Source organism: Pseudoalteromonas sp. MQS005, assembly GCF_001661605.1.
Lineage (GTDB): Bacteria > Pseudomonadota > Gammaproteobacteria > Enterobacterales > Alteromonadaceae > Pseudoalteromonas > Pseudoalteromonas tetraodonis.
Map to the genome: position 1 here is coordinate 47,674 of NZ_LYRQ01000002.1, position 24,156 is coordinate 71,829.

The following is a 24,156-nucleotide window of genomic DNA, read 5'->3' on the forward strand; positions in this document are numbered from 1 at the left end:
TCCTTATAAGCCGTTAATGATCGACTTGACCAATTGTGGTCCTTTATAAATAAATCCAGTGTAAACTTGAATCAAATCAGCCCCTGCGTTCATCTTCTCTTTAGCCGATTGAACGTCATCAATACCGCCTACACCAATGATAGGTAATTGATTATTAGTTAAACGTTTTAGTTCAGAAACAATATGAGTTGAACGCTCTCTAACCGGAGCACCCGATAACCCCCCTGCTTCATCAGCATACTGCTGACCTTGCACTAGGCTACGCTCAAGGGTGGTATTTGTGGCAATCACACCATCAATTTTATTCGTTAATAATGATTCGCTCACTTGTTCAATTTGAATAGGATCTAAGTCTGGCGCAATTTTAACCAGCATAGGTACATTTTTATTATGCTTGGCAATTAAATCTAACTGCTCATTTTTTAAACTTTGCAATAGGTCATCTAATGCTGCGCCATATTGTAAGTCACGCAATCCTGGTGTATTCGGCGATGAAATATTGACGGTTATATAAGATGCATACTCAAACACTTTTCGCATACAGTGAATGTAATCATCTTTGCCTTGTTCATTCGGCGTATCTTTATTTTTACCAATATTAATACCTAAAATGCCATCATACTTTGCTGCTTTTACGTTATTTACTAAATTATCAACGCCTTTATTATTAAAGCCCATGCGATTAATAATTGCATTCGACTGTGGCAATCTAAACATACGAGGCTTATCGTTACCTGCTTGTGGACGCGGTGTTACTGTGCCTACTTCGACAAAACCAAACCCCATTTGGGCAAATGCATCAATACACTCGGCATTTTTATCAAGACCAGCGGCAAGCCCTACGGGATTTTTAAATTCGAGGCCTAAAAAGTTCCCAGGCTTATTTGCCACACTTTGTGACCACGCGGCACTTAACGGTGTATTAGCAAAGCGACGTAAGTTATTAAGAGCAAAATCATGGGCCCACTCCGCATCACGGGTAAACATAAAACGGCGAGCTAAATCGTAAAACATGAATATAATCCTCTTAAAGTTGTAGACAAAAAAATACCTCAGACAAGGCTGAGGTATTATATAACAAAAAACTGTTTAACGATTAATTTTAATCAGTTGCAGTTTATTACTTTGCAGAGGTATCACAGTTGTGGCCTAGTAACATAAGCTCTCTAAGTGCAACTGAGAATTTTGCAAAGTCATGACTTTGCGATGTTTTAAATTCAGTGAGCATTTGTTTCCAGCGCTGTAACAATAGATCTTGGCTATCCATCCACTGTTCAATTTGGCCATCAACATCACTACTATCACCTTCAAAGCTGTTTAACACTACTTCAGATAATGTACGTTGTTGCCAATCTAACTCTTCACGATATGAAGCACGAGCAAGTGCTTGCCAATGGTTTGAAACAGGTTGATTAGTAATTTGGTCTAAGAACCAATGTAGCCCCATTTGCGCACCAAGTTTGAAGTAAGTGTGCGATACCATATCGATTTTACGATTAGAGTTTTGCGCAATTTGTGTCAAGTCCATTACAGAGAACAAGCTTGATAACGATACAATACGCTGAGCAATCTCAACCGGAACACCGCTTTGCGTTAGTTCTTCACGTGCACTTTCTATACGATCGCTTTCTGCTTTAACAATGTATTTATTTAAGTTTTCACTTAAATCGGCAAATGTTGGTGCAAATGCTTCAATTGATTGCTCAATTGTTTGTGCTTTCGTACGGTGACGTAAGAACCAACGAGTTGCACGACGAACAGTACGACGTAACTGGTACAACATTTCTGTTTGTACGTTAGACGGTATCTTGTTATCTAAGTCACTAATTGATAACCAAGTGTCACGCATTTGGAATATTTCACTTGCGATTGAATAACATAATGCAATCTCAGCTTCGTTTGCACCTGTTTCTTCATTCATACGCACCATAAAGTTTAAGCCCATATCGTTAACAATATTATTTGCTAACTTAGTGGCAATGATCTCTTTGCGTAGTGGGTGATTATTCATAGCATCGTTAAACTTCTCACGTAATGGACGTGGGAATGATTTAACCAATAACTGACGATAGTAAGGGTTTTCGGTAATTTCGTCGGTTACTAATGACTCTTTAAGAACCATTTTCGCATAAGAGACCAACACTGAAAGCTCAGGACGTGTTAAATCTCTGCCTGCGGCAGCACGCTCTGCTAACTCCTCATCCGTCGGAATAAACTCAATCGCACGGTCTAACTTGCCCTCTTTTTCAAGCGCATGAATAAAACGAATTTTTTCTTTAAGCGTTGATGTTCCTTTCGATTGGGTAATCGATAAAGTGTGTGTTTGACGATAACAGTCTTTAAGCACTAATTCAGACACTTCGTCGGTCATTGAGTAAAGTAACTCATCACGTTGCTTACGTGTTAAATCACCTTCGGCAACTAAACCATTAAGTAAGATTTTAATGTTTACTTCGTTATCTGAACACGCAACACCGCCCACGTTATCGATAAAGTCAGTATTAACACGGCCACCTTTAGCAGCAAATTCAATACGACCTAACTGGGTTGCCCCTAAGTTACCGCCTTCGCCAAAGACTTTAGCGCCAAGGTCTTTACCATTAATGCGCAGTGCATCGTTTGCACGGTCCCCTACATCCGCATCTGTTTCTTTAGAGTGCTTAATGTATGTACCAATACCGCCATTCCACAATAAATCGAACTCCATCATAAGTGAGGCTTTGATCAATTCATTAGGCGTCATGCTGGCTTTTTTAGTGCCCAACATTTTTTTCATTTCTGGGCTTAGCGTAATCGACTTGGCTGCACGGGAGAACACACCACCGCCGCTTGAAATTAACTCTTTGTTGTAATCTTCCCATGATGAACGTGGCAAATTAAATAAACGCTCGCGCTCTGGGTAAGAAGCAGCTGCATCGGGGTTTGGATCCACAAAAATATGTAAGTGGTTAAACGCCACTTGCAAACGAATGTGCTTTGATAACAACATACCATTACCAAATACATCACCGGCCATGTCACCAATGGCAACGGCAGTAAAGTCTGTGGTTTGACAGTTAATATCCATTTCACGGAAATGACGCTTAACAGACTCCCATGCACCACGCGCAGTAATACCCATTTTCTTATGGTCGTAACCTACTGAACCACCTGATGCAAACGCATCACCCAGCCAGAAGTTATATTCGATTGCGATACCGTTCGCGATATCAGAGAAAGTCGCAGTTCCTTTGTCCGCTGCAACCACTAGGTACGCATCGTCTTCATCATGACGAGTAACATCAACAGCAGGTACAACTTCGCCGCGCTCAATATTATCTGTGATATCTAATAAGCCACGAATGAAGATTTTGTAACATTCTTGGCCTTCTTTGATAAACGCTTCGCGCTCACTAGGTAGTTGTTTACATACAAAGCCACCTTTTGAACCAACCGGTACAATTACGGTATTTTTAACCTGCTGCGCTTTTACCAAGCCCAAAACTTCAGTACGGAAGTCTTCACGACGGTCTGACCAACGAAGGCCGCCTCGCGCAACTTTACCAAAGCGTAGATGCACACCTTCAACACGCGGCGAGTAAACGAAAATCTCAAACGCAGGAACAGGCAGTGGTACTTCTGGAATTAAACTTGGTTGAATTTTAAGTGAAATGTATGACTTAAACTTACCTTCAGCATCTTTTTGGAAGTAGTTTGTACGCAGCGTTGCAACAATCATATCAACGTATAAACGGATAATACGGTCATCATCAAGATTCGCTACGTTTTCTAACTCTGCATAAATTTCTAAGCCTAGTTTTTCAAGTGTTTTAGCACTTGCAGGACTTTTAACTGAGAATTTTTTAGCAAATAAATTAACGATTTTAGCCGCGATGTGTGGGTAATTAGCAAAGGTGCTTTCGATGTACGTTTGCGAAAAAGTAACCCCAATTTGGCGCATGTATTTAGCGTACGCACGTAAAATTGATGCTTCGCGACCGGTTAACCCACCCATTAACACTAAACGGTTAAAACCATCGTTTTCTAAACGATTTGCCCACACACTGGTTAGTGCGGCACGAAAACGTGCGGAAATTTTATCAAAATCGGCCATCCCTTTGCTATCAATCAGCATTGAGAAGTCCATGATCCAATTAATGCCACCATCACTGGTTTTAACTGAGTAAGGTGTTTCACCTACAACACGTAAACCAAAGTTTTCCAGCATTGGCATCACATCTGATAAGTGAATTGGCTCATCTTTGTGAAATAAGCTTAAACGAACAATATTGCTGCTCGCCTCTTCTTGTGGACGATAAAACAACATCTCAAGTTTGTTGTCATCGTTTAGCATTTCTAGCTTTTCAATATCAACAACAGCGGCACTTGGAAGTACCTCTTCTTTGTATGAACGTGCAAAAGCGTTGCAGTATTTACGGTTTAATTCGTTACCACGTGCTTCACCAGCAGATTCTAGTAAGGCTGATTGGAGTTTATCTTCCCAGGTACGAGCGGCTTCAATTAGATTATTTTCTATGTCTTTCACGTTATATTCAATATTGTTATCGGTCACACGAACGGTGTAATGAGTACGCGCCAGTGTTGACTCTGAGAAATAGGTAGTAAATTCGACTTTAACATCAGAATTAAATGCATTCGCTAAAATAGCCTGCGTTTCGCGGCGCAGCGCCGTGTTATAACGTTCACGTGGTACATACACCATACAAGATAGGAAGCGACCGTATGCATCTTTGCGAACAAATAAACGACACATATCGCGTTCTTGAATTTGTAACACGCCCATAGCAACTTCAAGTAGCTCATGTTCGCGAGCTTGCACTAATTCGTCACGTGGGTAGGTTTCTAAGATGTTTAATACCGCTTTGTATGCATGTGTACCCTTAGCAAAATCACACATATCCATAATGCGATTAATCTTGCTTTTAAGAACCGGGACATCAGCAGCGCTGTTGTTATAAAAGTTAGATGAGAATAAACCTATAAAACGGTCTTCACCAATCACATTACCTTTGTCATCAAAACGCTTAACACCCACATAATCAATATAGGCTGGGCGATGAACTCGAGATAATGAATTGGTTTTTGTTAAAATTAATAAGTTACTACTACGTGCTTCTTGACGAGCCACTTCAGGTAACTCAGAAAGCAAACGTGTATGCTCAGCATCTGAGTTTTTCATTAACCCTAAGCTGGTATCCATTTTACCTTTTAATTGATAATCACCTTGGACTGGCGAAAGCTCATATTGGCGGTAACCCATTAATGTAAAGTTGTCTTTTACTAGCCAATCTAAGAACTCAACGGTTTCATTTATTTCGTTATCATTTTTATCTTTGTGGCTTTTAGGTAAGCTTTTGCTAACTGCGATTAGTTTTTCGCGAATAGGCTGCCAATCTTCAACCGCAACCGATACATCAACGAGTACAGATTCAAGTTCTTTTTTGAAAGACTCAATAACAGTAGCATCTGTTTGACGGTCAATTTCTATGAAGAATACTGTTTTTGTTGATGTTGATTCTTGCTCTGCTTTTAAGCTTGATAACCCTGATATTTTATCGTTTTTATCACGTTGAATTTTCAGTGGGCTATGTAGAAGTAAGTGAGAGGCAATGTTTTCTCGTGTCATGGCCATACGCACAGAGTCAACTAAAAATGGCATATCTTTAGCAATGATCTCTACAATGGTATGCGATGACTGCCAGCCATCTTTTGCCACTTCAGGGTTGAAAACGCGAATAACTGCGTCATCTGATGTATTTTTTTCTAGCGAATTCCAAAGGCTAAGTGCAGCACCATATAAGTCACTGTCGTTGCGATTTGCCAAATCCTCTTTAGACATATTGCTGTACAAGGCTTTGGCGAATTTCTCAACGAGTAACACATTATCAGCGCGAACTTTTTTCTGGATAAGCTTACAGACGTTATCTAAAATAACCGAGGCTTGGCCTTCATTTCGTGTCATTGTATGTTCCTTAATCTATCACTGCTAGTTTAGCAGAGTATTTGTACAGCCATTTATTAGCGTGGAGTCAGTTAAATTCTAACCCTTTTGAAACTAATAAACAGCCTTTTCGATGAAAACATTTTAAGCATTTCAGCTATTTGGTCATCTATTCACAAAATATAGATATAAATGGCCATTACTGGCCATTTTGGAGCAAATTTATTCACCTTATTTTTTCTGGTCAGTCCAGAGCAAGCTGCCAATTGCAGGTAAAAGTAACACTGCGCCCAACATATTTACTAAAAACATGAAGGTAAGCAGAATTCCCATATCAACTTGGAACTTCAAATCAGAAAAAATCCACGTACTTACACCAATCGCTAATGTAATACCGGTAAATAACACCGCACTACCACGTTCAACTAATGCATTACGATAAGCAATACTCAATGGTACGTTTTGTTTTAACTGCCCCATCATCGATGACAAAATATAAATACCGTAATCAACACCAATACCTACACCCAGAGCAATCACTGGTAACGTTGAAACAGTCAGACCAATCTCAAGCTGTACCATCAGTGCTTGTGCCAATGTTGATACTATGTACAAGGGTAATACCACCGCAATTGTTGCTTTTACACTCTTAAAACTAAGTAAGCATAAAATAATAACCGCACCGTAAACATACAACATCATAGGTATTTGCGCTGCTGAAACAGACTCATTCGTTGCAGCCATAACACCAACTGGCCCTGACGCTAATTTAAAGGCAAGTTTATCTGTGCCCTCTTCATCGGCAAATTGTTTTACTTTTGCAATCACGTTATCAATTGTTTGTGCTTTGTGATCGTCTAAAAATATAATCACCGGCATTACCGAGCAATCACCGTTTAATAACCCTGTACTGGTTTCTACACGTGACGTTGATTGCACTAAACTGGCAGAATTGCGCGGCAAACTTTGCCACTTTAAATTGCCCTCGTTGTAACCGGCATTGACTGATTGTGCCACTGAACTTAAGCTCACCGCTGACTGCACACCTGCTAAGTTTTCAACTTTATATTGAAAACGCGATATACGTTCCATTACATCATGCTCTGTACAGGCCGCAGGGTATGCTTCCACAATCACTTTTAAAATATCAGACGAAATGGTGTATTTGTCCGATATTAAAAAGGTATCTTGGTTGTAACGTGCATCTTGGTGCAACGATGGCGCACCCGCGTGTAAATCACCGATTCGCATTTTATCTGCTTGCCAATAACCTAATGCAAATAAAACCAAGGTGAAACCTATGATCATTTTTGCTGTTTTAGGGTCGGTTGCTTTAACTAATAAATCGCGCATTGTATCGAGTATATTCGGTTTGTTGGCATCACCCGATTGAATATGGATGCTGTTTTCAAAACGCATATACGATGCCCATACAGGCAATAAAATAAGGTTAGTAAATATAATAACAGCCACCCCTAAACTTGCTGTAATAGCCAGTTCACGAATGATGCCGATATCTATGGTTAAAAGTGTTAAAAAGCCAACCGTATCTGATAACAACGCAATCCCACCTGGTACCAGCAAAGCTCTAAAGCTAGATTGACAACACACGGCGGTCGCTTTGCCCTCAGTGACTTTTTTACCAATGGCGTTGATCATCTGCACACCGTGGCTTACACCAATTGCAAAGACTAAAAAGGGAACTAAAATTGACATAGGATCAAGGCCAAAGCCTAAACTAGACAATAAGCCTAACTGCCAAATAACGGCAATAATAGAACACACAATTGGTAAAATAGTGAGTTTCAAGCTGCCACAAAATAGCCATACCATGACGAATGTAAACGCAATCGCGATGGCAAAAAATAAAACAACCCCTTTTGCACCTTCAGCGATATCGCCAGCCATTTTTGCAAAACCGATAATATGAATACTGATATTATCAGTACTTAAAGGTTCACGAATCTCGGTTTCTAATTTTTTTGCAAACGCGAGGGTGTCTAATTTTTCTTGTGTTTGCGGATCAGTCTCTAACAGTTGGGCGGTGACCATGGCACACGAATAATCGCTTGCTATCATACGACCAACTACTTTTGCCTTTTCAATGTTTTCTTTTACGACGCCTAACCCTTGCTTGTCTGCTTTAAAGTTAGCTGGAATGATAGGGCCCCCAGCAAAGCCGTCTTCAACAACTTCAACAAAACGGGCACTGGGTGAAAAGATAGAATTTACTAAAGGACGATTTACCCCAGGAATAAAATAAAGCTGATCGTGCACTGCTTTTAATTGGGTAAAAAATTCAGGATTGAAAATATCTCCGCTGTCGTCACATACGGAAATTAAAATACTATTTGCACCACCAAACTGTTTCTCATGTTTAGTGTATACCTTCATGTATTCATGATTGAGCGGGATATTTTTATTAAATGACGCATCAAGTTGAATCTGTGTTGCTTTAAAAACCAACAAACAGGTAATTAGCACAAAACTTATGAGTACTACTGTGCGGTGCCTAAAAATCGCTTTTTCTAAGAAATCTAAAATTGCTTGCATTAAGGGGTCAACTCCTTCACTTTAATGCCATTTTCTGTCGCCATAATAAGTCTATCTTTAACAATTACACCATCAAGTATTGCTTTACCATCGGCCAATTGCTCGTATGACAGCTCATCATCTTTTAGATGAAAAATAACACCGCTATTAGCCAGTAATAGCCATTGTTTATTGTTGTAGTTGATAATGCTATTAATAGTGGCGGTTTTGTCATTTTCTAAATGCTGCCATTGTCCACTGTCGGTTTTATTTACGAAAATATTACCGCGTAGCCCCGCGACGATTTGTTGCGATGAATCAGAAGCAAAACCAAAAAACGAGCCAGGGTAAATTTCATCTATCCGTTGCCAAGTTTGGCCATCGTCATCACTTTTTGCCATTAAGCCCATCTCTCCCACTAGCATTAAACCCGTGCTAGTCGGTTCTATGCGGTTAAAATGTGGCAAAATAGACGAAGTTTCTATTTCATACCCTTCGGGATCGGTTTCTTTTAAATCGTTTAAGTACGCTCTATCTTCACTAAATAACAGTGAATCTAAAAACCGTTTTTGCCAATGTTCGCCGCCATCACTGGTTTGATAAAACATACCGTAGGCGCCCACGGCATAACCATGTAAATCGTCTTTAAAATAAATATCTAAACAGGGTTTATCAAGTGAGGGCTTTGCTTGTTGTAACTGCCAGTTTTCACCACCGTCGGTGGTATTTATAATTGTGGCGTCATGTCCACATGCCCAGCCGTGAGAATCATTAGTAAATTCAACCGCCGTTAGTAATACTTGCGTAGGCACTGATTGTGCTTGTTGCCAATTGTTACCATCAACACTTTTAATTACCGTACCGTGTTTACCCACAGCAATGAGCCCTGCTGAGGTTTGTGTGATATCGGTAAGGAGTGTTTTATCTGCATTAATCGCGCTAATCGCACTTAAAGGTGCGTCTTGTGCAAAACTCGCACCGCTTAGGATCAGGCTGGCATAAACCAAATACTTCATAAATTAAATTCGCCTTGAACTGAGGATTTGTTTGTCTGTTATAAAGAGGAAAACCTGTGCGTTAATAGACAAACGCGATGTGAAAGAAAAAAGGCACCTAGGAAACTAGGTGCCTGCTTTTATACTATCTGCCAGCGCGACGTAAAGCGCTCGATGTGAACTCATTATCATTAAATGACTGAGAAAAATCATACATCTTTTCTTGGTTATCCAAACCAATGGCTAAGTAGCGACGTGAGTTAAGGTCGTGGTAAACCTCAAGCGTACTCCACTGAGTCGGTACTTCGTAGTAGTTAAGGCCATAAGCCATTGCTACACGATACAGTTGGTCGCGATTATCGTAAATATCGGTAACATGTACTTGCCAGCTGTCTTCATCAATGTAGAACACACGTTTTTTATAAATATGGCGTGTGTCATCTTTTAAGTTTGCTTCAACAACCCACACACGGTGCTTTTCATAACGTGTATGCTCTGGGTTGATGTGGCCCGGCTTTAAAATATCATCATAGGTTAGCTTATCACTGTGAAGCTTGTAGCTATTGTATGGGATGTAAAGCTCTTGCTTGCCTTTTAGCGTCCAGTTATAACGATTTGGTGAGCCGTTAAACATGTCAAAATCATCGGTAGTACGTAAGCTATCTGCTGCTGTACCCGGAGCATCATACGCTACATTAGGTGCACGACGAACACGACGCTGACCTGAATTATACGTCCACGCTTGACGTGGTGTTAATATTTGATCCATGGTTTCATGTACTAACAATGCCGTACCTGCCAAACGTGCTGGCTCTGTCACTTGCTGTTTAAACTTAAACAAAATATTAGAGTCTTGTAGTTCAGCCGGCGTTGCACTTGGATCAGAATATTTAACTAATAGTTGCTCATCAAAGCCAACATAGTTGTACGACCCCGATGCTGTTGGCGCTGCTTGACCACCGAAGCGCTCAATTGATTGACCACGATAGCGAAGTAAATGGTTCCAAATTGCTTCTAAACCTGTTTTAGGAATTGGAAATGGAATACCAATTGCTGTGTTCTTAATCCCGTTACCACCTTCAACTAATTCAGCTGTAGTAGCAAATTTCTTTGTCGCATCGTATACAAACTGTGGGTATGACGCTGAACGACGTGTTTTGTAAATAGGCATTTTAAACGTATCTGGGTACGCTTCAAATAATGCTATTTGCCCTGGGCTTAAATTTTCTTTGTACTTATCAATATTGCTTTTATCTATAGTAAACAATACTTCATCAGTTGCGTAAGGGTCTAAGTGGTGCATACCCGGCTCATAACCTGCTGGTGCAGCAGTAATACCGCCGTTCCACGCTGGGATTGAACCATCTGCATTAGCTGCTTTTTCTGCCCCAATTGGGCTTAGGTCTTTACCTAGACGCGCAGCTTCTTCTGGACTAATTTTAGCCAGTGCTGTGTGACTTGCAAACAAACTACAAAACGCTGTAGCAATGAGGGTAGGTTTTTTAATCATAATAATGTTACCCCTAGATAGAATATTTTAAGTTAAAAGAAACGTAATCTCGGTCAGAGAAAGTGTTGGTGTCGCCACCACCCCAAAATGAGTTGTAACTTACATCTAAAGACCATGCATTTTGGTAATTAAAGCTCATAGTAGCACCGAGTGACTTACGATCTTCAATGAATAAGAACATTGGATCAGGCGTATTACCATTAACATCATGCGAGAACACAAAACGAGGTGAGAAGTTAATACCATTGTAAATATTAAAGTAATCACCTTTGGCAATTAAGCGATAACCCCAAGACGACGCCGTAGCAAACGATTTTTGCTCAGGACCATTTGATAAAGCCATATGCAATGCAGAATAGTCTGAACTACCTGGGCCTTGCATAATACCGCTTCGACCAGTACCAGAAACATTTAAACGCATTTCATCGTATTCAGGCATATTGTTGATGCGAACACCACCAATTTCACCGACAACTGCCCAGCTATCAGCACCTAATGAAGGGCCGAATAAATGCGTTGCCGTAAACTGTAGTTGTGAAGTATTACGTTCAATGTAACCTTTAGCTAGCTCGCCTGGACCTACAACACTTGCAGCATCACCTTTACTCATTTGCGAAATACCCGCAAATTCAGGGCGTAAGCCGGCAATCGCTAATTGCTCAGGCATAGCTGCATAAAGTAATTCTACGTCATCGATTTGCAGTGGTTCGTCTTCACGGAAAGTGAATTCACCTGCAAACGCGGTTTCACCCAGCGAGGTATTAAAACTCAAACCATATAGTTTGATATCTTCAGGGTATTCGTTTGTCGCTTTAGCAAATGCTTTTAAGTCAGAGACGTTATCAGAGGTAATTTCAGTGGTGGCAATCATCGCTAAATCTTGTTGCAATGATGCTTGCGTGAAATTAGATACGCGGCCCGAAATAAGTGGACGGCGGCTGTGATAATTTACATGATAAAGTGCCACTTCTGTATCGTTCCACTCTGGCAAAAACATGCCTAAGCGCAGACCATATTGACCGCCATCATCAGGTTCGGTTTTTCCATCATAGCCTTTACCTTTAAGGGCAACCTTAGTTGGGTACGCTAAGTACATATTGGCCAGTAATTGTTGTCCAGCTGCACTTGATGGGTCAATACCTTGGCTCGCAGCCACTTGGCCATAAGTTGCCATCAGGTTATTCAAGTTATCTGTTAAAAACGCTAAGTCAATATCAGGATTTGAGGTAAAACCAAGCTGTACATTTTGTTGATAACCGTTTTCAGCCGCAAAATCATTGGTAGAAAAATAAGTCCCTGCTGCTGGTAAACGTGTTTCATGCCATTGGTATTGATAAAAGCCCTCTAAGGTCATGTTTTCTGTAAGCCCTAATGAGGCCCACAACATACCAACCGGAATAAACGCTTCTTTTAGTTCAGCACCAGGTGCTTTTAATCGGTCAATATCAACCGGGTTTACGTTAATACCATGAGAGATTAATGTACTTTCCCCCCAGTTAACCACTTGTTGACCAAGTCGAATAGAAAGCGGGTTTTTGCCTTCATTTAAATCAAAGTTTGCCCACACATACGCATCAAGTAAACGAATGTCAGCACAGCTTTGCTCTTTAGTATCATCATCATCACACGGATCTACACCCTGACCAGATGTTGGATTAACGTAGGCACGATCGCCGTCCATTAATTCAAAATCATAAAAATACATAAAACGAGTAAATAAGCCGTAGTTATCTTTACTTACTGATAGGTCATGCGTGCCTTTTAATAGCTTTGAAAAAGTTTCGCCGCTATCAAAGTTTAAATCGCCTGCATCACCATTATTTGAGTAAGAGCCCGGTTGAGCCCAGACATCTTGAGATGAATAAATTGTATTGATTGCTGGGTTATAACCTGTCCAATCAAATGATGGGTTATTACTTTTACCAATGAGGTTAAAGTCACGGTCTTCTACGCGAATACTTTGCCCATAAGAAAAAGTAGAGTCGAAAGCGATATCAAAACCGCCTACCTCAAATGTTGCAGCCTGTGTCTGTGCTGCTGATAAACCGATAGCCGCAGCTGTTAAGCCGAGTACTATTTTATTTTTAACAAAAAGCGATCTTCTTATCATTTTGGTTCCCCCCTGTCGCGGGTATTTTTTGTGTGATCAAGTTATTGTTTTTAGTGTAATCGTAACGATAGAAGCGAATTAAACAAATTACAAATGGTCGCCTTCAATCAGTTATAAGTTTTTTATTTGTTTAACGTTTACGTATTGGTAAGACGTCATACCAGATAATTTATACACGTAAATTAACAATAGAACAAATCGAAATTAACAAAAAGGCAATATTTGTGTATATCTATATCACAAAAAACAACAGCTAGGCTACTCGTTCGAGACGGATGAACTTGTTTTCATTACTTAAAATTAGTCTAAACCGACCACGAATACCTAAACTAGACATGAAGGGCCGAAGATAATGCGCAGCAAAACGAATTGTTTTGCCGCTATCAGCTGTTACTTGAATTGAGCTATACCGGCCATGGTAATAATCCATGCACTCGTTATAGCTCAAATTTATATAAAAATAATGTTCTATCATGATTTATTGTAAGGCTTTTTCAACCTTTTCAAATAAATCATCGCTTAACCCTTCTAAATTCGAAAGGCGCTCTAATTGCGCTTTCATTGCACTGGCACGGGTTTCATCATAGCGACGCCATGACATAAACGGCGTTAACATACGTGATGCATTTTGCGGGTTAATCGCATTAAGTTTAATTAATAAATCGCCAAGTAATGTATAACCTTGACCATCTAAGCGATGAAATTGTGCGGTATTAAAGTGCGAAAAACTCCCCACTAATGCACGAACTCGATTCGGATTTGAAAAATCAAAACATGGATGTGTATACAATGCCTTAATTTTCTCAATGGCATCATCAGCGCTGTTCATTGCTTGTAGAGCAAACCACTTATCCATTACTAGTACATCATGGCGCCATTGGCTGTCAAAATGCGCAAGTAATTGATTTGATAATGGGTGCGCAGCTTTAACTACACTGCTCAGAGCGCCAAGCACATTAGTCATATTTGTTGATGCTGCTGCCTGCTCAATTAAGCTTGCCGCCTCAGCACTGTCTGTTTTTGCTAAATAGTGCAAGCAAAGTTGTTTTAAAGCGCGAATAGCCACCGCTTTGGCACTCACACTACCATCATCGGTGATTGCCTGATAACAACTTAAAAACTCAGTATGTAGTTGTTTGGCAATTTGTTGTTCGAATAGCTCAATATTGGCAATAATGTCATCAACCGGAATAACGTCAAACTCCGCAGCTAAAGTATCAAAACTAGGCAGTTTTAAGAGTTCAGCAATCAGCGCTAAATCACCCTCTCGTTGCGATATTAGCACCCTAAGTGCATCAATAACGGCATCGCTTAGTGGTGCATTACTAGCTGAAATAACGTTTGCCTTGAGTGCATTAATAAACAATTGTTGTTGTGCATCCCAGCGTGAAAAGTCACTGCGTGCAAAACGCATAATATGTAATAAATCAGCTTCAGTGATCTGTTGATTCAAAATACACGGTGCTGAAAAATCTTCTAGCAATACGGCGGTTGGACTGTGTTCAATATTATCAAAATGAAATGTTTGTTTAGCTTGAGTAACATTTAATACGCTATCAACCTTTTTACCTTGGTATTGCAATGCAATACCTTGGCCTTGCTGATCTAAAAGTTCAATCGCAAAAGGAATATGTAACATCGCATTATCAGGCTGATTCAGGGGCGCAAGTTGCTCTATAGTGAGCGTGAAGATTTGTGCACTTTCATCATACGCTTTGGTAACGTTTAAACGGGGTGTACCGCACTGATTATACCAACGCTTAAATTGTGATAAATCAATTGATGATGCATCACTCATTGCCGCAACAAAGTCATCGCAGGTAACCGCTTGTCCATCATGACGCTGAAAATACAGTGTCATGCCTTTTTGAAAATTTTCCTCACCCAACAATGTATGCATCATACGAATAACTTCAGCCCCTTTGTCATACACTGTAACAGTGTAAAAGTTATTCATTTCGATGACTTTTTCTGGGCGTATTGGGTGTGCCATTGGGCCGGCATCTTCGCTAAATTGATGAGTGCGCATCACTTTTACCGCGTCAATTCTATTTAACGCACGAGAGCCTAAATCACTGCTAAACTCTTGATCTCTAAATACCGTTAAACCTTCTTTTAAAGACAGCTGAAACCAATCACGACAAGTTACACGATTTCCGGTCCAGTTATGAAAGTACTCGTGGCCAACAATAGACTCAATGGTGTGGTAATCTTTATCGGTTGCCGTTTCTTGATTTGCCAGCACACATTTGCTGTTAAAAATGTTTAACCCTTTATTTTCCATTGCTCCCATATTGAAGAAATCAACGGCAACAATCATATAAATATCAAGGTCATACTCTAAATTAAAACGTGACTCATCCCAAGCCATCGCTTTTTTAAGCGACGTCATAGCATGCTCTGTTTTAGGTAAGTTTCCTTTATCGACAAATAACGCTAGGGTGACATCCTTACCACTGCGGGTAGTGTATTTATCGTGTAAAACATCAAAGTCCCCTGCCACTAGAGCAAACAAATAACTCGGCTTTTTGAACGGATCTTGCCATTTTACAAAATGGCGTCCATCTTGCGTTTCACCACTGTCCACTTGGTTACCATTAGAGAGCAAATGCGGAAATGCCGTATCGGCAATAATAGTGACATCAAAAGTTGAAAGTACATCAGGACGATCCATGTAGTAGGTTATTTTTCTAAACCCTTGCGCTTCACATTGAGTACAATAAGCGCCTCCCGATAAGTACAATCCCTCAAGTGATGTGTTTGTTTGCGGTGAAGTTTGCGTCACTATGCTTAACTGACATTCATCAGGCAGATTATTAATGATTAATTGCTGATTTATAATTTTATAATCTGTGAGCTCTGCACCGTCAATCGATAAAGAGATCAAAGTTAAGTCAATGCCATCTAATACCAGAGGGGCATTTGAATCACCCACGCGTTTAAGCGTTAATAAAGCATTTACTTGAGTCGTTAATGGCTGTAAGTCGAAAGTAAGCTCAGTATGCTCGATTGAAAAATCGGGGGCTTTATAGTCTTTTAAATATTCTGCTTGAGGTTTTTGTAGTTCAGTCATGATCACTCCAAAAAAATAGCCCCTTTTAGTGATAAAAGGAGCTACTTAAATTAAGCCGTTTGCTTAGGCTTGATACGCAGTATCTTAATACCTAAGTAAGCATAAATAACGGCTAAGAAAGGATTTATAAGGTTGAAAAATGCATAAAGTGCATAATCAAACGGATTGATTAATAGGACACTTTGCATATACGCACCACAGGTATTCCATGGTATGAGCGGGCTGGTAATTGTGCCACCATCTTCTAGTGTGCGTGACAAATTAACCGGCTTTAACCCGCGCTTTTTATATTCTTCTTTAAACATACGCCCGGGTACAACAATAGCAATATACTGATCGGCTGCGATAATATTGGTACCAATACAGGTAGCAATAGTTGAAGCAATTAATGAACCAGTACTTTTTGCGATTTTAAGAATACTTTTAACAAATATATCAAGTAGACCCGTTTTTTCCATAATCGCACCAAACATAAGTGCCGTCATGATCAACCATGTGGTTGTTAGCATGCCTGACATGCCACCGCCACTGAGCAAAGAGTCCATTTTTTCATCACCGGTACTAATAGTAAAACCGTCAAAAAAGGTGGTCCAAACCAGTTTAAAGTAACCAACAAACTCACCTTGAGTCATATCTATTTGGTTAGCAATTAAATCAGATTGAAATAACAATGCCCATACAGCCCCTATTACAGCACCAATAGAAATAGCCGGAAACGCTGGCATTTTTCTTATTGCTAAAACTAGTAACACGATTAAAGGCACCAACATTTCTAAACCAATATTAAAGTTTTGTTGAAGAATTGATGTTATTTCATCAATTTGACCCGACTCGCCTGCCGCGGTGGCATTGAAGCCCATAAATACAAAAATGATTAATGCAATCACAAAGCTTGGAACAGTTGTCCATAACATATGGTGAATGTGTTCAAATAAATCAGCACCAGCAACAGCCGGTGCTAAATTGGTTGTTTCTGACAATGGGCTAAGCTTGTCGCCAAAGTAAGCGCCTGATATAACTGCACCGGCGGTAACTGTCGGCTCTAGGCCAAGTCCAGAAGCAACGCCAAGTAATGCGACACCTATGGTCGCTGCCGTGGTCCACGAACTACCAATACTCATTGCTACAATGCCACAAATTAAACAACTCGCGGCGTAAAACCAGCTAGGGTTGATAATTTGTAAGCCGTAATAAATTAAGGTCGGAACCGTTCCTGATAATAACCAAGTTCCGATAAGTGCCCCCACCATGAGTAAAATTAAAATAGCGCTAAGAGATAAGGTAATTCCCTCAATCATTGCATCTTCTAATTTTTTCCATGTGTAGCCATTTTTTAAACCAATCAGTGCTGCAGCAAAAGTTGCAAACAGTAATGCAATTTGATTCGGGCCTGATGATGAATCATCGCCAAATAAGTACACGGCGGCACCTAACAAACAAATTAATACAGCAATTGGAATGAGTGCATCAAAAAGTGTGGCACTTTTAAGTGGTTTTTCTTCAATGGGCTTCAAAATATAGACTCCTACACACATTCGATGCATGTTGATTATTTTTATTAGCACGTACGCGCATTTATTGAGCAGTGTTGATCTAGCTCAACTTTTGGTAATCCGCGATTATAACAATTTAGCAAATTATCGATAGTAAAAAAGGCGCCTAAGCGCCTTTTTTTAACTAGCAAAGCCTTAATTAGCGCTTAGCCATACGACCGTATCTAATATAATCTTGCGTTATTAGTGCCGCTTCTTCAAGGAATGGGTCGAGCTTTTCAATCACCTCTGGTACATCGTCAAGGTTTTCTACTGGCTCTTTACCTAAACGTTTTAAACGCTCGTTAGTACGAGCTAATGCACGTGCCTCATTTTCTTCTTTTTCTTTAATACGTTTTTTCTCAACTAAAGAAATAGTTTTACGATCTTTTTCTTCGTTGTAACGGGTAATATCTTCAAACACATAATTAAATTCAGGCTCTGTTTTAATTCGCTCATCATGTTGTTTTTCAAGATGACTGATGACCGGATCTAAACGCCCTATTTGTTTATACTGTGCTTTTACTATGCTATCCCATGGCAATGCATTGTCTTGTTTGCTTTCGCCCCACTCAGCTGGGTCAATGGCAGATGGGAACGTAATATCTGGGATCACACCTTTATGCTGCGTACTGCCGCCATTTATACGGTAAAACTTAGCAATGGTGTATTGCACACTGCCTAGCGGGTTATCGTATAAATCATAAGCGCGTGCGAGGCCTTTATGCTGCTGCACAGTGCCTTTACCAAAGGTTTGTTCACCAATAATAACTGCGCGGCCATAGTCTTGCATTGCCGCTGCAAATATTTCAGATGCAGACGCGCTGTATCTATCAACAAGTACCGTCAGTGGGCCATCGTAATAGGTAATGCCATCACGGTCTTTTTGCTCTTCAATGCGATTATTTAATGTATGAATTTGTACCACTGGGCCTTGATCAAAAAACAAGCCTGACAATTGCGTCGCTTCATATAGCGAACCACCGCCATTTTGACGTAGGTCTATAATAATACCGTCAACTTTTTGCTCTTTTAATTTAGCAAGTTCTACTTTTACATCTTTAGAAAGGTTGTTGTAAAAGCCAGGGATTTCGATTACCCCTATTTTACTAGTCAGATCTGAATAGCTGGCTTCAAATACTTCTGATTTTGCTGCTCGGTCTTCCAGACGAATTTTATCACGGGTTATCTCAACTACCTTTGGCGTACCGTGAGCATCTGCACCCTTTAAATATTGTAAACGTACTTTCGTGCCTTTAGGGCCTTTTATAAGATCAACCACGTCATCTAAACGCCAACCAATAACATCAACAAACTCTTCGCCCTCTTGAGCCACACCAATAATGCGATCATCGGCTTTAATCTGCTCAGATTTGTCTGCAGGGCCTCCCGGGACTAAACTACGAATAACCGTGTAGTCTTCATCAGGCGTTAATACTGCGCCAATCCCCTCAAGCTCTAAGTCCATGTCCATTTTAAATTGTTCAGCACGACGAGGTGACAAGTATGAAGTATGTGCTTCAATACTGCGTGCTAGCGAGTTCATTACAATTTGAAATGCGTCTTCAGATTTTGACTGAACAAGGCGTTTTTCTGCGTTTTTATAGCGCTTAGTCAACACCTCTTTAATGCCTGGCCAATCTTTGCCAGTCATTTTTAAACGCAGTGCATCATATTTTACCCGTTCGCGCCAAATTTCATCAAGCTCAGCTTGGGTAGTTGCCCACGGCGCATCTTCGCGGTCATAAAAATATTCATCTTCTTCGTCAAACGTCATTTCGTTTTCAAGTAGCGACAGTGAAAATTCATAACGTTCAAAACGACGTTTAAGGCTTAAGTTGAAAATATCAAACGTAAACCCTAACTGGCCGCTAAGAAGCGCGTTATCAAAACGGTTACGATATTGCTCAAATGAGTCTACATCGCTTTTTAAAAACACGCTTTTATTAAAATCAAGGGACTCGATGTAACGATCAAATACTTTACTCGAAAGCTCATCATTAAATCGAACGGGTGTGTAATGTGAACGAGTAAATAGATTAGCCACTCGTTTGCTGGCTGTACCGTGCTGACTTTCTTGTTTTAACAAGGGTAAGTCTTCTAATGTTACCGGCTCTACTGCAGCAAATAACGAACCTGAAAACAGCGCAGCAACTAACGGAATGAGCGTAAACTTTTTACTCATACACAACTCCTTAATTTTTTTCGCAACTTAAATAATGTATAAGCTGTCGGCTTTGGTTTTTACTTGCATACCTGTCACTAGTTCAACGTGAACATCGTCTTTGTTTACTTCAGTGATTACTGCATTAACAAGTGCTTGGCCAAGTTTAACTTTAACCTTGTTATTAACCTTGACCTCGCCTGCAGGTAAAGGTTCAACTTTTCCTGAACGCTTAGGCGCAGCGGCTTTGGCAGGTTTTGCTGCAGCTGATGGATTTTTAGCTGAATGCGCTGGCTTCTTCTTAAAAGATTTTGCATCTGAGTCTTGACGTGGGCGTTGCTGCTTTTTGCGCTTTGCCATTTTAGCACGGCTTTCTTCCAACGCTTTTTGTGCGTGGTCGATATGCTCCTGCTCAACTTTCTCGCCTTGATTTCCGTAAAGATCAATACGGAACTCAGATTTAGTAACCGCTTCAAGATAGCGCCAGTTAGATGTGTATTTTCTAAGTGCTTGGCGTACTTGTGTTTTACTAACTTTTTCAGACCCTTCAATACGCTCAGCGATATCTTTAAAGATACCTACTTTAAGCGGCTGAATGCCTTCTTTTTGTTTAAAACATTGTGGAAATTCTTGGTATAAGAACTCCAATACTTCATTAATATCTTTTAGCTTGTTTGTGGTTTCCATTTTAGAACCTATTTAATCACATCTTTTCATCAAGGGCAGAATCAACATAGTGGATGCTCCAATCAACTAACTCTTCAAAGTCAGTTTCAATCACAGCCATATCACCACGTAAATGTTCCCAAATACCATTTATAATTTCATCAATTGAATCACAGTCTAAATCATCAGGTAGACGATCCCAGGCCATGTGAATCAAATCATTGAGCGTTTCCGCTACATGTTCTTCTTCACCTTCCCAATCACCTACATCTTGAACGGCGAATAGGTAATCTTGAACATTTAGCAAATCTTTCATTACAGGCTAGCCTCTAAGCATTTTACAAGTGCTTCAAGCCCTGCTTGGTCATCAGTATCAAATCGGCCAATACTTGGGCTATCTATATCAAGTACCGCAAATACACGGCCGTTTTTCATGATAGGTACAACTATCTCAGAATTTGACGCCGCATCACAGGCTATATGACCGTCAAACGCATGCACATCTGAAATTAACTGGGTTTGCTCGGTTGCCGCAGCAGTGCCACATACCCCTTTCCCTACCGGAATACGAATACAAGCTGGATTGCCTTGAAATGGACCAAGTACCAATTCTGTCGGTGAATCCATAAAATAAAAGCCCGCCCAATTCACATCTTCTAAAGAAGTAAATAACAGCGCGCTAATATTTGCCATATTGGCAATTATGTTTGATTCACCGCCTATCAGCGATTCAGTTTGCTTAACTAATGACTGGTAAAAATCGTGCTTTTGCATACCAAACTACTTCTTATTAAACATACAGTAGCTAAAGGTACTCTTTGTCACTAAAAATTGAAACCTTTTGCGGGTAAAAAAAAGGAAATTACATGGTTTTACGACACACTTGATTAAATATTCTGCAATTAGCTTTGTACCGATTTACGCAAGCCAAATAAAAACAGTCCTGCAGCAAATCCCGACATCACACTATTGATTAAAAATATCTCGCCAGTAGTCGCACTAAGCAGATAGCTAAAAATAGCGCCACCCAGTAAGCCAAGTGTTAATACCCCAGAATAATTCACCTTAGAATACTTAAACATAAGTAAGTAGCCTGGCACCACAAACGCAGCCATTGTTAACCCTACTATGTGGGCATTAGCAATGGCCGTCATCAATAGCCCTAAAAAGATAGACACCGCGTCACCACGCATAGTCAATGCGTAATATATTCCTAGCATACTGCCGATAATAACAGGAGATAATAATGAAAGTGCGACGCTTTTAGCAAGTTGATGTTTCATAGTAAGAACCTTAAATACACAAGCATAAATCTTATTTCTTAGCATGCCCTAAGAGCTGTAGCTTATAAATAGAGACTATGGTCGTATTTTTTAACTAAATATACTTGGTTTTGAGGTTAGGTATAGCGAAAATTAGACACAAAAAAGCCCGCTAATAAGCGGGCTTTAATATAATGGTGGAGAGATAGGGATTTGAACCCTAGAGGGGCTATAAACCCCTGCCGGTTTTCAAGACCGGTGCATTCGACCACTCTGCCATCTCTCCGAAAATGCATAAACTACAAGTAAGAGAGTACTCATAGTTATTTTAATAAGGTGGTGGAGAGATAGGGATTTGAACCCTAGAGGGGCTATAAACCCCTGCCGGTTTTCAAGACCGGTGCATTCGACCACTCTGCCATCTCTCCGCACGGCCTGAATAATAGGGAAACCCATGGGCTTTGTGAAGCTTTTTTTTCAATTATTTGTTCAAGTGATTAAAAAACAACTAATTTGTTTAAACATAAAGCAAAAAGATCGATTCCTATACGCCGAGTGAACTTTTATTTAAATTTAGTTGTCTATTGATCTACAAAGGTTTGCCCAAACATATAAGAGTTGGTAATCTGATTTTAGTTAAATTACAGGAACTACTTAGTTTCACTTACAGGAGCTCTACAATGGCATTTAATCAATCGTACAATACTGCAAAGCCGGTAATGTCGACCATTGAAACAAACAAAGTGCTTAAAAACACTTATTTTCTACTTGCAATGACACTTGCATTTAGTGCCGTCACCGCCGGCATTTCAATGGCACTGCAATTACCTTATTTCATGGGACTAGTGTTCACTCTGGTTTCGTTTGGCCTTCTTTTTGTTGTAAACAAAAAAGCCGACACAGCATCTGGTGTATTTTGGGTGTTTGCGTTTACAGGATTAATGGGAGCTGGTTTAGGCCCACTCCTTAATCACTATGCACAATTACCTAATGGCCCTATGCTAATTATGCAAGCGCTAGGTTCTACGGCGTTAATCTTCTTTGGTTTATCTGCTTATGCACTTAACACTAAAAAAGATTTCTCGTTTATGGGTGGTTTTTTAACTGTGGGCTTAATTGTGGTTATCGTGGCAAGTATTGTAAATATTTTCCTAGGTAGCTCTTTAATGTTTATGGTACTAAACGCAGCTGTGGTACTAATCATGTCTGGCCTAATTTTGTTCGATACGAGCAGAATCATTAATGGCGGCGAAACGAATTATATCCGCGCAACGGTTTCTTTATACCTGAGCGTTTATAACTTATTTACGTCTTTACTTGCGTTACTTGGCGCAAATAATGACTAATTAAATAGTTCTGTTAAAATAGCCCCTTTATTGGGGCTTTTTTATTGGAATAGTTTTGGCACGCTTTGTACTTTCTTTACATACTCCACCATCGGATCACGATACCACACAGCGTATTGTTAAATTTGCTCACGCCTGTTTAGCACAAGGGCATAGTATTGATGCAATATTTTTATACCAAGATGGTATCTATCATGCTTCAACGCATTTTGAGCTTGCTTCAGATGAGCTCAATTTATCCTCACTTTGGCAGCAGCTAGCCGACAAAAATATTAATTTAATGCTGTGCGTTACCGCAGCTGAAAAGCGTGGCTTAGATATGCAAAATACTGGTGTATTCGCTGTAGCAGGCCTCGCTGAATTTGCTATGTTAGCCAGTGAAGCAGATAAATGGATACAATTTAAATGATTAATGTACTCGTTATTAGTCAATCAAGCCCATTTGATGACATGCATATTCGCGATGCACTCGATATGACGCTTATTTTTGCCGCAGTTGATCAAAATATAAGTTGGTTGTTTAGCGGTCCTGCGGTGCTAGCTCTTAAAAAAAATCAAAGCCCGAATAGTTTGGGGCTTAAAGATTTTTTTAAAAATATTAAAACCCTAGAAATATATGATGTTGACAATATCTACGTGTGTGAGAAGTCACTCATTGACTACGGTTTAAGTAAAAATGAGCTACTTATTGAAGTAAAAACCGTTAACTTTAATGCCCAAAAACAGTTAATTCAAAATCAGCAGCACGTGGTAACGCTATGAGCACTTTACATATATTTTCAAAACCACTGAATTACTACAGTGCAAACAGTCTCGATAATCTGATTATGCTAACAGACTCGGTTTTATTAGTGGGTGATGCCTGTTTTGCTAAAGGGCAATACAGACAATTTGCCGATTCGCTTTATATTTTAAAGGACGATGCAGCGGCGCGTGGTATCTCTTTAAATTTGAATGATAAAGCGATTAGCTATGATGAGTTCGTTACCCTAAGTTTATCATCTAAACAATCAATTACTTGGTGA

At 39.9% G+C, this 24,156-nt stretch carries 18 protein-coding genes and 2 tRNA genes; 4 read left to right on the forward strand and 16 right to left on the reverse strand.

What is annotated here, in order from left to right:
* Positions 1-3: 3 nt before the first annotated feature.
* The 16 genes from pyrD to A9479_RS01375 all read right to left on the reverse strand — a co-directional run bounded on the left by pyrD (position 4) and on the right by A9479_RS01375 (position 22,213).
* Positions 4-1,014 carry a quinone-dependent dihydroorotate dehydrogenase gene (pyrD, locus tag A9479_RS01305; RefSeq protein WP_064662502.1) on the reverse strand — a complete coding sequence of 337 codons (1,011 nt, stop codon included), beginning with the start codon at positions 1,012-1,014 and terminating at the stop codon, positions 4-6.
* Between the two features lie 106 nt (positions 1,015-1,120).
* Complete coding sequence (locus A9479_RS01310) at positions 1,121-5,962, reverse strand: NAD-glutamate dehydrogenase (RefSeq protein WP_036954632.1); 4,842 nt, start codon at positions 5,960-5,962, stop codon at positions 1,121-1,123.
* Positions 5,963-6,172: 210 nt separating this feature from the next.
* Positions 6,173-8,494, reverse strand: a complete 2,322-nt coding sequence (locus A9479_RS01315) for an RND family transporter (RefSeq protein ID WP_064662503.1) — start codon at positions 8,492-8,494, stop codon at positions 6,173-6,175.
* Positions 8,494-9,489, reverse strand: coding sequence for a YCF48-related protein (locus A9479_RS01320; RefSeq protein WP_028835178.1), 996 nt, complete (start codon positions 9,487-9,489; stop codon positions 8,494-8,496). The genes A9479_RS01315 and A9479_RS01320 overlap by 1 nt, the downstream gene beginning before the upstream one ends.
* A gap of 124 nt (positions 9,490-9,613) precedes the next feature.
* Positions 9,614-10,978 carry a DUF1329 domain-containing protein gene (locus tag A9479_RS01325; protein WP_008112052.1) on the reverse strand — a complete coding sequence of 455 codons (1,365 nt, stop codon included), beginning with the start codon at positions 10,976-10,978 and terminating at the stop codon, positions 9,614-9,616.
* A 13-nt stretch (positions 10,979-10,991) separates the two neighbouring features.
* Positions 10,992-13,088, reverse strand: a complete 2,097-nt coding sequence (locus tag A9479_RS01330) for a DUF1302 domain-containing protein (protein ID WP_064662504.1) — start codon at positions 13,086-13,088, stop codon at positions 10,992-10,994.
* A gap of 253 nt (positions 13,089-13,341) precedes the next feature.
* A complete protein-coding gene (locus A9479_RS19585; RefSeq protein ID WP_016900377.1) occupies positions 13,342-13,563 on the reverse strand; it encodes a DUF2835 family protein in 222 nt (73 codons plus the stop codon).
* Positions 13,564-13,566: 3 nt separating this feature from the next.
* Positions 13,567-16,161: an aminopeptidase N gene (pepN, locus tag A9479_RS01335; RefSeq protein ID WP_064662505.1), complete on the reverse strand. Its 2,595-nt coding sequence runs from the start codon at positions 16,159-16,161 to the stop codon at positions 13,567-13,569.
* A gap of 50 nt (positions 16,162-16,211) precedes the next feature.
* On the reverse strand, positions 16,212-17,675 hold the full coding sequence (gene nhaC / locus A9479_RS01340) for a Na+/H+ antiporter NhaC (RefSeq protein ID WP_028835174.1): 1,464 nt from the start codon (positions 17,673-17,675) through the stop codon (positions 16,212-16,214).
* Positions 17,676-17,853: 178 nt separating this feature from the next.
* The gene (prc, locus tag A9479_RS01345; protein WP_016900379.1) at positions 17,854-19,878 is read right to left on the reverse strand and encodes a carboxy terminal-processing peptidase; all 2,025 of its coding nucleotides are present in this window, start codon (positions 19,876-19,878) and stop codon (positions 17,854-17,856) included.
* Between the two features lie 27 nt (positions 19,879-19,905).
* On the reverse strand, positions 19,906-20,544 hold the full coding sequence (gene proQ / locus A9479_RS01350; protein WP_064662506.1) for an RNA chaperone ProQ: 639 nt from the start codon (positions 20,542-20,544) through the stop codon (positions 19,906-19,908).
* Positions 20,545-20,560: 16 nt separating this feature from the next.
* On the reverse strand, positions 20,561-20,839 hold the full coding sequence (locus tag A9479_RS01355) for a hypothetical protein (RefSeq protein ID WP_008112039.1): 279 nt from the start codon (positions 20,837-20,839) through the stop codon (positions 20,561-20,563).
* Entirely contained in the window at positions 20,839-21,297 is a 459-nt protein-coding gene (locus A9479_RS01360; RefSeq protein WP_008112037.1) for a GAF domain-containing protein, read from the reverse strand. Before A9479_RS01360 ends, A9479_RS01355 begins: the two co-directional genes overlap by 1 nt.
* A 128-nt stretch (positions 21,298-21,425) precedes the next feature.
* Complete coding sequence (locus A9479_RS01365) at positions 21,426-21,806, reverse strand: hypothetical protein (RefSeq protein WP_008112036.1); 381 nt, start codon at positions 21,804-21,806, stop codon at positions 21,426-21,428.
* A gap of 174 nt (positions 21,807-21,980) precedes the next feature.
* Positions 21,981-22,071, reverse strand: a tRNA-Ser gene (locus tag A9479_RS01370).
* A 51-nt stretch (positions 22,072-22,122) separates the two neighbouring features.
* Positions 22,123-22,213 (reverse strand) — tRNA-Ser (locus A9479_RS01375).
* Positions 22,214-22,465: 252 nt separating this feature from the next.
* Here A9479_RS01375 and A9479_RS01380 point away from each other — a divergent pair.
* Genes A9479_RS01380 through A9479_RS01395 form a run of 4 tightly spaced genes read left to right on the forward strand, consistent with a single transcriptional unit; the run spans position 22,466 to position 24,156 of the window.
* Positions 22,466-23,131, forward strand: coding sequence for a Bax inhibitor-1/YccA family protein (locus tag A9479_RS01380; RefSeq protein WP_008112034.1), 666 nt, complete (start codon positions 22,466-22,468; stop codon positions 23,129-23,131).
* Positions 23,132-23,186: 55 nt separating this feature from the next.
* On the forward strand, positions 23,187-23,540 hold the full coding sequence (tusD, locus tag A9479_RS01385) for a sulfurtransferase complex subunit TusD (RefSeq protein ID WP_008112031.1): 354 nt from the start codon (positions 23,187-23,189) through the stop codon (positions 23,538-23,540).
* Entirely contained in the window at positions 23,537-23,893 is a 357-nt protein-coding gene (tusC, locus tag A9479_RS01390; RefSeq protein ID WP_008112028.1) for a sulfurtransferase complex subunit TusC, read from the forward strand. The genes tusD and tusC overlap by 4 nt, the downstream gene beginning before the upstream one ends.
* Positions 23,890-24,156, forward strand: a complete 267-nt coding sequence (locus A9479_RS01395; protein WP_028835169.1) for a DsrH/TusB family sulfur metabolism protein — start codon at positions 23,890-23,892, stop codon at positions 24,154-24,156. Before tusC ends, A9479_RS01395 begins: the two co-directional genes overlap by 4 nt.

Coding starts and splice junctions, on each gene's coding strand:
- pyrD (WP_064662502.1), bottom strand. CDS start 1,014: ATGTTTTACGATTTAGCTCGCCGTTTTATGTTTACCCGTGATGCGGAG.
- A9479_RS01310 (WP_036954632.1), bottom strand. CDS start 5,962: ATGACACGAAATGAAGGCCAAGCCTCGGTTATTTTAGATAACGTCTGT.
- A9479_RS01315 (WP_064662503.1), bottom strand. CDS start 8,494: ATGCAAGCAATTTTAGATTTCTTAGAAAAAGCGATTTTTAGGCACCGC.
- A9479_RS01320 (WP_028835178.1), bottom strand. CDS start 9,489: ATGAAGTATTTGGTTTATGCCAGCCTGATCCTAAGCGGTGCGAGTTTT.
- A9479_RS01325 (WP_008112052.1), bottom strand. CDS start 10,978: ATGATTAAAAAACCTACCCTCATTGCTACAGCGTTTTGTAGTTTGTTT.
- A9479_RS01330 (WP_064662504.1), bottom strand. CDS start 13,088: ATGATAAGAAGATCGCTTTTTGTTAAAAATAAAATAGTACTCGGCTTA.
- A9479_RS19585 (WP_016900377.1), bottom strand. CDS start 13,563: ATGATAGAACATTATTTTTATATAAATTTGAGCTATAACGAGTGCATG.
- pepN (WP_064662505.1), bottom strand. CDS start 16,161: ATGACTGAACTACAAAAACCTCAAGCAGAATATTTAAAAGACTATAAA.
- prc (WP_016900379.1), bottom strand. CDS start 19,878: ATGAGTAAAAAGTTTACGCTCATTCCGTTAGTTGCTGCGCTGTTTTCA.
- proQ (WP_064662506.1), bottom strand. CDS start 20,544: ATGGAAACCACAAACAAGCTAAAAGATATTAATGAAGTATTGGAGTTC.
- A9479_RS01355 (WP_008112039.1), bottom strand. CDS start 20,839: ATGAAAGATTTGCTAAATGTTCAAGATTACCTATTCGCCGTTCAAGAT.
- A9479_RS01360 (WP_008112037.1), bottom strand. CDS start 21,297: ATGCAAAAGCACGATTTTTACCAGTCATTAGTTAAGCAAACTGAATCG.
- A9479_RS01365 (WP_008112036.1), bottom strand. CDS start 21,806: ATGAAACATCAACTTGCTAAAAGCGTCGCACTTTCATTATTATCTCCT.
- A9479_RS01380 (WP_008112034.1), top strand. CDS start 22,466: ATGGCATTTAATCAATCGTACAATACTGCAAAGCCGGTAATGTCGACC.
- tusC (WP_008112028.1), top strand. CDS start 23,537: ATGATTAATGTACTCGTTATTAGTCAATCAAGCCCATTTGATGACATG.
- A9479_RS01395 (WP_028835169.1), top strand. CDS start 23,890: ATGAGCACTTTACATATATTTTCAAAACCACTGAATTACTACAGTGCA.